Below are 9845 nucleotides of genomic sequence, written 5' to 3'. Positions count from 1 at the left end.
CCCGCTCTCCTTACCTTTCGGCGGGGTGACCGGTTGCGCGCGTGCGGTCGCTTTCCCCGGTGCACCCCTGCTATAAACGCCCCCGGCCCCCCTCACCATCCGGGGTGTGGGGCGCCGTCGTCGTGTTTGTTCTTTGAAGAACGGTGACTAGATCTTGCGGGCCAGAATGGCCTGCTTGACCTCGGCAATTGCCTGGGTCACCTGGATGCCACGAGGGCATGCTTCCGAGCAGTTGAAGGTGGTGCGGCAACGCCACACGCCTTCTTTGTCGTTGAGGATCTCAAGGCGCATGTCGCCGGCATCATCGCGGGAATCGAAGATGAAGCGGTGTGCGTTGACGATTGCTGCCGGACCAAAGTACTGGCCGTCGGTCCAGAAGACCGGGCAAGATGAGGTGCAGGCTGCGCAAAGGATGCACTTGGTGGTGTCGTCAAAGCGCTCACGGTCCTCAACGGACTGCAGGCGTTCCTTGGTGGGCTCGTGGCCCTTGTTGATCAGGAACGGCATGACTTCGCGGAAGGACTGGAAGAAGGGTTCCATGTCCACGATCAGGTCCTTCTCCACGGGGAGGCCCTTGATCGGCTCGACGGTGATGGGCTTGGTGGTGTCCAGGTCCTTCAGCAGCGTCTTGCAAGCGAGGCGATTGCGGCCGTTGATGCGCATTGCATCGGAGCCACACACGCCGTGGGCGCAGGAGCGACGGAAGGAAACGGTGCCGTCGATTTCCCACTTGACCTTGTGCAGGGCATCCAACACGCGGTCCGTGCCGTACATCGTCAGCTTGTAGTCGTCCCAGCGGGCTTCGTCCGAGATTTCCGGATCGTAGCGGCGCACGCGGAGCGTGATGTGGAACGTGGGAATTTCACCGTCGCCGGCAACACTTGCCGGGAGCTCGATCTTGGAAGCGGGCTCTGCCATTTCGGTCGTCATTAGTACTTACGCTCCATCGGCTCGTAACGGGTGAAGATGACGGGCTTCGTCTCAAGACGGATGCCCGCGACGGATTCCGCCGAGGAGTCGACGGTGACGGAATTGTCCAGGTAAGCCATGGAGTGCTTCATGAACTTTTCGTCGTTGCGGTCCGGGAAGTCCTCGCGGTAGTGGCCACCGCGGGACTCTTCACGGTGCAGGGCACCGACGGTCATGACCTTGGCCATGTCCAGCAGGAAGCCCAGTTCCACCGCTTCCAGGAGGTCCAGGTTGAAGCGCTTGCCCTTGTCCTGGACAGTGACGTTCTTGTAGCGCTCTTCGAAGGACTCGATGTCGCTGAGGACCTGCTCCAGCGATTCCTTGGTACGGAACACCTGCATGTTGGCATCCATGGTGTCCTGCAGTTCCTTGCGGATCTGTGCAACACGCTCGGTGCCATTGCCGTTGAGCAGGCCGCTGAGGATGCCCCGGGTCATTGCCTCCGGATCCTCGGGCAGCTCGACGTAGTCGGCCGTCTTGGAGTACTCAGCGGCGGCAATGCCGGCGCGCTTGCCGAAGACGTTGATGTCCAGGAGCGAGTTGGTGCCGAGGCGGTTGGAGCCATGTACGGACACACAGGCAACTTCACCGGCTGCGTAGAGGCCCGGCACGATCGTGTCGTTGTCCTGCAGCACCTCGGTGGTGATGTTCGTGGGGATGCCGCCCATGGCGTAGTGCGCCGTCGGGAAAACGGGAACAGGATCGGTGAACGGTTCCACACCCAGGTAGGTGCGGGCGAACTCCGTGATGTCCGGAAGCTTGGCCTCGATATGCGCCGGCTCAAGGTGGGTCAGGTCCAGGAGGACGTAGTCCTTGTTTGGGCCACAGCCGCGGCCTTCACGCACTTCGTTCGCCATGGCGCGGGCCACGATGTCACGGGGTGCAAGGTCCTTGATGGTGGGGGCGTAGCGCTCCATGAAGCGCTCACCCTCGGAGTTACGCAGGATGGCACCTTCACCACGAGCACCCTCGGTGAGGAGGATGCCAAGGCCGGCCAGGCCGGTCGGGTGGAACTGGAAGAACTCCATGTCTTCCAGCGGGATGCCGCGGCGGAACGCGATGCCCATGCCGTCGCCCGTGAGGGTGTGGGCGTTTGAGGTGGTCTTGAAGACCTTGCCGGCGCCGCCGGAGGCGAACACCACGGACTTGGCTTGGAAGACGTGAAGTTCACCGGAAGCGAGGTCGTAGGAGACCACGCCGGCTACACGCTTCTGCTTGTACGGAGTACCGTCTTCGCGCACTGCGTCTTCTTCGACGATCAGCAGGTCCAGGACGTAGTACTCGTTGTAGAACTCAACGTTGTGCTTGACGCAGTTTTGGTACAGCGTCTGCAGGATCATGTGGCCGGTACGGTCTGCCGCATAGCAAGCACGGCGGACGGGGGCCTTGCCGTGGTCGCGGGTGTGGCCACCGAAGCGACGCTGGTCAATCCGGCCCTCGGGCGTGCGGTTGAACGGCAGGCCCATCTTTTCCAGGTCCAGCACGGCGTCGATGGCTTCCTTCGCCATGACCTCGGCTGCGTCCTGGTCAACCAGGTAGTCGCCACCCTTGATGGTGTCAAAGGTGTGCCATTCCCAGTTGTCTTCTTCGACGTTGGCCAGTGCTGCACACATTCCACCCTGGGCTGCACCGGTGTGCGAGCGGGTGGGGTAGAGCTTGGTCAGTACCGCTGTGCGTGCGCGCTGACCGGACTCGATCGCGGCGCGCATGCCGGCGCCACCTGCACCGACAATGACGACGTCGTACTTATGGACCTGCATACCAGATGCTCTCTCTTTCAAAAATCAGATGGTCGGCGGAGGCTGCTCCGCTACGTCAGGCGTGCCGTATCAAACCGGCAGCGCCGCTGTGGCACGGCCTCTACGGGGCCGGGCAGAATCCGCCGGGAAGCTGAACGCCGTCCACCACGGGGCACGGGTTGAAGGTGAAGATCACCAGGGTGCCCAGGATGATGATGACCAGGGTGGCCGCGTAAAGGACCATCTTGAGCCAGAAGCGCGTGGAGTCCTTCTCGGCGTAGTCGTTGATGATGGTGCGGACGCCGTTGGTGCCGTGCAGCATGGCAAGCCACAGCATGGCGAGGTCCCAGAACTGCCAGAAGGGATCTGCCCACTTGCCGGCTACGAAGCCGAAGTCGATGGCGTGGATGCCTTCGCCCACCAACAGGTTCACGAAGAGGTGGCCGAAGATCAGCACCACCAGGACGATGCCGGAGAGGCGCATGAAGAGCCAGGCGATCATCTCGAAGTTGCCGCGGCTGGAGCCTGTGCGGTTGTACTTCGGGGCGATTTTCCCGGAACGCGGGGATTCGATGGTTGTCATGGCTTAGTGGCCTCCCAGCGCGAGGGAAAGGTGGCGGATGGCGAAGCCGGCGAACGTGACCAGCCACAGCGCAAGCACGATCCACAGCATCTGGCGCTGGTACTTTGCGCCCTTCTTCCAGAAGTCGATGGCGATCACGCGCAGGCCGTTGAAGGCGTGGAAGATGATCGCAGCGACCAGGCCCGTTTCCCCCAGGGCCATGAGGGGGTTCTTGTAAGCACCAATGACGGCCGTGTAGGCCTCAGGGGACACGCGCACCAATGAGGTGTCCAGCACATGGACCAACAAGAAGAAAAAGATCACTACACCGGTAATACGGTGTCCAACCCAGGACCACATGCCTTCACGGCCGCGGTACAAGGTGCCAGCTGGTTTTGTCGGCACTGATTAAACCTTCCTGCAACACAGCGGCGCTGGCATGGGATCCATGCGGGGGGAACGCCTGCTGCGAGAGCACTCGTAGCTCACGCCTAAATCTAGGCTTCGCTAACAGCATATTCAATTTAGGACTGGCTTCTCTGCTTGTTAATTCCATGTTTCCTGCCCGTATTCAGGCAATTTTGGCCAGTGCTTGAGACGAACACCACATGCGTGGCGTTCTGCGGGGCTTCCCGGCTGCGTCGGATAAAGTGTTGCGGTGAGTACAGAAGACGCGAAATACCCGGAATCGCCCATGAACCGCTTCCATGCGGTCATTCCGGCGGGCGGTGTGGGCACCAGGCTGTGGCCGCTCTCGCGTGCCGCCGCGCCCAAGTTCCTCCACGATCTGACCGGTTCCGGCAGCACGTTGTTGAGGGCCACCTACGACCGCCTTGAGCCGCTGGCCGGCGAGCGGGTGCTCGTAGTAACCGGCGAGGCACACCGCGCCGCAGTGTGCCGCCAGCTCCCCGAAGTAGGGGACGACGAACTGGTGCTCGAAAGCGAGCCCAAGGACTCCGGCGCCGCCATTGGACTGGCCGCTGCCATCCTGTATCGCCGGGACCCGGACACCATCATGGGCTCCTTCGCCGCAGACCAGGTCATCAGTCCGGACAATCTCTTCCAGGAAACCGTGCGCGAAGCGATCTATACCGCAGCCATGGGAAAGATCGTCACCATCGGCATCAAGCCAACGCACCCGTCTACTGGTTTCGGTTACATCCGTTCCGGTGCAGCCCTCCATGTCGAAGGCGCTCCCAACGCGCTTGCAGTTGCGGAGTTCGTGGAGAAGCCCAGCCAGGAAGTTGCCAATAAGTACGTCGAGGCAGGGGACTATGTCTGGAACGCCGGCATGTTCGTCGCTCCTGTGGCCCTCATGCTCAAGCACTTGGAAGCCAACCAGCCCGAGCTCTTCGCGGGCCTGCAGGAAATCGCCGAGGCCTGGGATACGCCGCAGCGCGCCGAGGTGACCGCCCGTGTCTGGCCCACCCTGCCCAAGATTGCCATTGACTACGCGGTGGCCGAGCCCGCAGCGGCGGCCGGCGATGTCGCCGTCGTGCCTGGCACGTTCCGTTGGGACGACGTTGGCGACTTTGCCGCGATCGGTCGCCTCAACAACGCCGGCGACGTCGACGAAGTGACAGTGCTTGGTGAGGGCGCGCGCGTCTTTGCTGAAAATGCCAGCGGGGTGGTGGTCTCCGATACCAAGCGCGTTATTGCCCTGATCGGCATCAAGGACGTAGTCATCGTGGACACCCCGGACGCGCTCCTGGTCACCACCAAGGAACATGCCCAACTGGTCAAAGGTACGGTTGACGCCCTCAAAGCCAGCGGCGATACGGACGTGCTGTAAAGCAACCCGCTTATACCGTGAGCCACCTCTTTGGTTGTCCTGCCGCTGAACGCAGCGTAACCAAGAGGTGGCTTTCGTTCTTCGAGGGCCACGCATGGCTAGAGTTGTGACGTGCGCAATTACACGACTGAAACCGAGCCCGCTCCCGTGGTGAGTCCTTGGGTTGATGAACTGCTTCCCGGACTGATCGAATTCCGGCGTGACCTCCATGCGCACCCGGAGCTGTCCTTCAAGGAATTCCGTACCACGGACAAGCTCGTGGAGCGGCTTGAAGCAGCCGGGCTGAAGCCACGGCGGCTGGAAGAGACCGGGCTGACGGTTGATGTGGGCGAAGGCCCCATTGCCACCGCCCTCCGCGGGGACATCGACGCCCTGCCGATCATTGAGGAAACCGGACTGCCGTTCGCGTCGAAGAACCATGGCGTTACCCATGCTTGCGGGCACGACGTCCACACCACTGCCATGCTCGGCATTGCCTTGACGCTGCAGCGGATGCACAAGAACAATCCGCTGGGTGGCACGGTCCGGATCATCTTCCAGCCTGCCGAGGAAACCATGCCCGGTGGCGCGTTGTCCTGCATCGAGCAGGGAGTGCTTGAAGGTGTGCCGCGTATCCTGGCGCTGCACTGTGATCCCCGGATCAACGTGGGCCAGATCGGCACCCGCATCGGGGCCATTACCTCGGCGTCGGACACCATCAAGATTGAACTCTCCGGCAGGGGCGGCCACACGTCCAGGCCGCACTTGACCGAGGACCTCGTCTTCGCTTTATCGCAGATCGCCATCAACGTCCCTGCTGTTCTTTCCCGCCGCGTGGATGTCCGCAGTGGCGTGTCCGTTGTCTGGGGCCAGATCTCCGCCGGCTCTGCGCCCAACGCCATCCCCGGCTCCGGCTACATGGCCGGAACCATGCGTTGCCTTGACCGCGACGCCTGGCACAGCGCGGGGGAGTTGCTGGACGAAGTGGTGAAGCAGGTTGCTGCCCCTTACGGCGTGGACGTCCACATGGAGCACACCCGCGGCGTGCCCCCGGTGGTCAATTCCGAGCATGAGACAGCCCTCATCGAAGCCTCCGCGCGCGCGGAGTTGGGTGAGAACGCAGTGGTCCTGACCCCGCAGTCCATGGGTGGGGAGGACTTCGCCTGGTTCTTGGCCGACCTTCCCGGCGCCATGATGCGCCTTGGCACGCACACGCCCGGCGGCGAAGAATACGATCTTCACCGCGGCGACTTCATCGTGGACGAACGCGCCCTCGGCTACGCCATCCGCGTCCTGACCGCGGCTGCCCTCCGTACCATCCGCGACCTCGAGCAGTAACCCCTCGAGCAGTAAACCCACTGATTCGCATCAGGCGAAAATGAGTTGTGCACAATTGAATTGTGCGCTATCGTTTTATCCATGAGTGATGCACCCCGCCTCCGCCACCAGGTTTGCTTTGCGCTGTATTCGGCTTCCAAGGCTGCGACGGCGGTCTACCGCCCCGTGCTGGAGGACCTCGGCCTGACGTACCCGCAGTACCTGGTGATGCTGGTCCTGTGGGAGCAGGAGCCGCGAAGTGTTCGCGACCTCGGTGCCGAATTGGGCCTCGATTCCGGAACGCTCTCGCCCCTGCTCAAGCGGCTCGAAGCCTTGGGCCTGGTGGAACGCCGCCGCTCCGCGGAGGACGAGCGCCGCGTGGACGTCGTCCTGACCGACGCCGGGACTGCCTTGAGCGCCCGCGCCCAGGCCGTGCCCCAGCGCCTCGCCGACGCCGCAGGCCTTTCTGCCGACGAGATTGAACAACTGCACGCCACCCTCGGCAAGCTCACGGCAGCGCTGAACAGCTCACTCTGACAGACTCCCGGAAAATCCCGAGACATCCATTCCCGAAGAGAAACGGAAACACCATGAAGACTCTCTACACTGCCGAGGCATTGGCCTCCGGCGAAGGCCGCGACGGCAACGCCCGCACGAATGACGGCAAACTGGATGTAGCACTCGCCAGCCCCGTGGAACTCGGTGGCAACGGTGAAGGCACCAACCCGGAACAGCTTTTCGCAGCCGGCTACGCTGCCTGCTTCCACTCAGCCCTCCGCCTGGTGGGCCGCAAGGAGCGCGCCGACCTCAGCGATTCCGCCGTCGCTGCCAAGATCCACTTCGGCGCCCTGACGGACAGCGAAGGCTACGGCCTGGCCGCGGAGTTGGAGGTCGCCCTGCCCGCGCTGGACCGCACCACGGCTGAAGAGCTGATGGCCAAGGCGCACCAGATCTGCCCTTACTCCAACGCGACCCGCGGCAACATGGCCGTAGACCTCAAGCTCGTGGAGTTCGCAGCATGAGCGCCCCCGCAACGGAAACCCGCGAAATCCAGCTCGCCTCGCGCCCGATCGGCAGGCCGGCCCCGGAGAACTTCCGGTTGGCAACGGCCCAGGTTCCCGAGCTCGCCGAGGGACAGGTCCTGGTGAAGAACCAGTTCATGTCCGTGGACCCCTACATGCGCGGCCGCATGAACGACGTCAAGTCCTACTCTGCGCCCTTCCGCTTGGATGCAGCGCTCGACGGCGGTGCGGTGGGTGAGGTGATCGCGTCCCGTTCGGACGCGCACAAGGTGGGTGACGTCGTCGTGCATCAACTGGGGTGGCGCGAGCACGCTGTGGTGGACGCCGCCGCGACGACGCCGGTCCCAAGTGGACTCGCTCCAACGTCGGCGTTCCTCGGCGCGCTGGGCATGACAGGGCTGACTGCCTACGCCGGACTGCTCAAGGTGGCTGAGTTCAAGGAGGGCGAGGTTGTCTTCGTGTCCGGTGCGGCAGGTGCCGTCGGCTCGATGGTGGGCCAGATCGCCAAGGCCATGGGCGCGTCAAAGGTCATCGGCAGCGCCGGGTCGCCGGAGAAGGTTGCCCGCCTGCTGGAGCTTGGCTTTGACGCCGCGTTCAACTACAACGACGCCCCGGTGCTCGAGCAGCTCCGTGAGGCGGCGGGGGAGCGCGGCATCGACGTGTACTTCGACAACGTCGGCGGCGAGCACCTCGAAGCGGCCTTGGCGACCCTCACCGTTGGTGGACGGGTAGCAATGTGCGGCGCCATCGCACAGTACAACTCCACCGAGCCCCCGGTTGCGCCGAGGAACCTGGCAGTGGCCATCGGGAAGCAGCTGACGATGCGTGGATTCCTGGTGGGCGGACAACGCCAGCACGCCGCGGAGTTCGCGCAGAACATGGCCGGTTGGCTGGCCGACGGCAGCGTCAGCTACGACGAGACAATCGTCGATGGACTGGAGAATGCACCGCAGGCCTTCATTGATCTGCTCGATGGCGCGAACACCGGAAAGATGCTCGTCCGCCTCTAATCCACAGGTGAAGCGCGTGTGACTTGCACACCCGGCTACTGCTTGGTAACAAAAGGTCAACAATCTGACCTGGAGTGATCATTTGTGGTAGCTGGGTGTGTTCCAGGCCACTAGTGTTGGTGACATCAATGCGCTTAGGCGCAGCTGCGAGCATCAGTGAAAACAGAATTTCTGCCTCAGGTATAGGAAACGGACACTCATTGACCATCCGTCGTAGCGCCAATCACTTTCTTCCTGGAGGAAAATTGAAGAAACCACTGCGTGCCACCCTGAAGCGCGGTTCAATGGCCGGTGTTGCCACCGTCGGCGCAGCAGCGCTCCTGCTGACCGGTTGTGGACAGGCCCCCGACGCCGGATCCGGCGCTGCCACCAAGAGCGACTTTGTTGGATGCATCGTGTCCGACTCCGGCGGATTCGATGACCAGTCCTTCAACCAGTCCTCGTTCGAAGGCCTCAAGAAGGCCGAGACTGATCTAGGCATCACGGTGAAGTCGGCCGAATCGAAGGCCAACAGCGACTTCGAAACCAACCTCAACGGCATGATTTCCGCTGGCTGCAACCTTACGGTTACCGTCGGCTTCCTCCTGGGCGATGCCACCAAGGCCGCCGCCGAGAAGAACACGGACAAGCACTTCGCGATCGTCGACTACACGTATGAGACGCCGATCGCCAACGTCAAGCCGATCGTGTATGACACGGCACAGGCGGCTTACCTGGCCGGTTATGCGGCTGCGGCCACCACCAAGACCGGCAAGGTGGGCACCTTCGGCGGCATCAAGATCCCCACAGTCACCATCTTCATGGACGGCTTCTACGACGGCGTCCAGGCCTACAACAAAGCCAAGAACAAGACCGTCCAGGTTGTCGGCTGGGACAAGAACACCCAGGACGGTTCGTTCACGGGTGACTTCGAAAAGCAGGACACCGGCAAGCAGGTCACCATCAACCTGCTGGACCAGGGCGCAGACATCATCATGCCTGTAGCCGGCCCCGTTGGTAAGGGTGCAGGTGCTGCGCTGAAGGAAGCCAAGGCTGCCGGCAAGGACGTCAAGCTCATCTGGGTTGACTCCGATGGCTACCTCACCGCTCCCGAGTACAAGGACCTCATGCTGACCTCCGTGGTCAAGCAGATGGGTGAAGCCGTTGAAGCCGTGGTGAAGGACGACACGGAAGGCAAGTTCAACAACGCAGCCTATGTCGGGACGTTGGAGAACGATGGCGTTGCCATCGCACCGTTCCACGATCTTGACTCCGCTGTCACTGCTGAAACCAAGTCCGAGCTCGATGCCCTGAAGGCCGACATCGTCTCCGGCAAGCTGGTTGTCGAATCGGCAGCGAGCCCCAAGAAGTAAACAATTCCTGGACCGCCGGCGGGGGGGCGGGGGCGCGGCCGGGGGGGGCGCGGCCGGGCGGGGGAGGAGCGGCGGGGCAGCGGGCAGAGGCGGAGGCACGCGG

Annotated in this window: 10 protein-coding genes; 6 read left to right on the top strand and 4 right to left on the bottom strand. The window is 62.8% G+C overall.

What is annotated here, in order from left to right; genetic code table 11:
- Positions 1–147: 147 nt before the first annotated feature.
- The 4 genes from LN996_RS22655 to sdhC form a co-directional block, all read right to left on the bottom strand.
- Positions 148–930, bottom strand: a complete 783-nt coding sequence (locus LN996_RS22655; RefSeq protein WP_024820061.1) for a succinate dehydrogenase iron-sulfur subunit — start codon at positions 928–930, stop codon at positions 148–150.
- Positions 930–2729 (bottom strand): succinate dehydrogenase flavoprotein subunit, encoded by a 1800-nt coding sequence (gene sdhA / locus LN996_RS22650; RefSeq protein ID WP_231343328.1) that lies wholly within the window; start codon positions 2727–2729, stop codon positions 930–932. Before sdhA ends, LN996_RS22655 begins: the two co-directional genes overlap by 1 nt.
- A gap of 100 nt (positions 2730–2829) precedes the next feature.
- Complete coding sequence (locus LN996_RS22645; protein WP_017197835.1) at positions 2830–3291, bottom strand: succinate dehydrogenase hydrophobic membrane anchor subunit; 462 nt, start codon at positions 3289–3291, stop codon at positions 2830–2832.
- A 3-nt stretch (positions 3292–3294) separates the two neighbouring features.
- Entirely contained in the window at positions 3295–3675 is a 381-nt protein-coding gene (gene sdhC / locus LN996_RS22640; protein WP_089594138.1) for a succinate dehydrogenase, cytochrome b556 subunit, read from the bottom strand.
- A 289-nt stretch (positions 3676–3964) separates the two neighbouring features.
- Here sdhC and LN996_RS22635 point away from each other — a divergent pair, with 289 nt between their 5' ends.
- From LN996_RS22635 to LN996_RS22610, 6 genes are all read left to right on the top strand, one after another.
- The gene (locus LN996_RS22635; protein ID WP_256492275.1) at positions 3965–5062 is read left to right on the top strand and encodes a sugar phosphate nucleotidyltransferase; all 1098 of its coding nucleotides are present in this window, start codon (positions 3965–3967) and stop codon (positions 5060–5062) included.
- Positions 5063–5173: 111 nt separating this feature from the next.
- Positions 5174–6379: an amidohydrolase gene (locus tag LN996_RS22630; protein WP_231343326.1), complete on the top strand. Its 1206-nt coding sequence runs from the start codon at positions 5174–5176 to the stop codon at positions 6377–6379.
- Between the two features lie 81 nt (positions 6380–6460).
- Positions 6461–6895 (top strand): MarR family winged helix-turn-helix transcriptional regulator, encoded by a 435-nt coding sequence (locus LN996_RS22625; RefSeq protein ID WP_231343324.1) that lies wholly within the window; start codon positions 6461–6463, stop codon positions 6893–6895.
- Positions 6896–6948: 53 nt separating this feature from the next.
- Complete coding sequence (locus tag LN996_RS22620; protein ID WP_231343323.1) at positions 6949–7380, top strand: organic hydroperoxide resistance protein; 432 nt, start codon at positions 6949–6951, stop codon at positions 7378–7380.
- Positions 7377–8390, top strand: a complete 1014-nt coding sequence (locus LN996_RS22615; protein ID WP_231343322.1) for an NADP-dependent oxidoreductase — start codon at positions 7377–7379, stop codon at positions 8388–8390. The genes LN996_RS22620 and LN996_RS22615 overlap by 4 nt, the downstream gene beginning before the upstream one ends.
- 113 nt (positions 8391–8503) lie before the next feature.
- Positions 8504–9742, top strand: coding sequence for a BMP family protein (locus LN996_RS22610; protein ID WP_231343321.1), 1239 nt, complete (start codon positions 8504–8506; stop codon positions 9740–9742).
- Positions 9743–9845: the final 103 nt, after the last annotated feature.

It is taken from the genome of Arthrobacter sp. AK01, from assembly GCF_021109375.1.
Lineage (GTDB): Bacteria > Actinomycetota > Actinomycetes > Actinomycetales > Micrococcaceae > Arthrobacter.
Note: the sequence above shows the minus strand (reverse complement) of the source record. Positions and strands in the feature narration are given on the sequence as shown.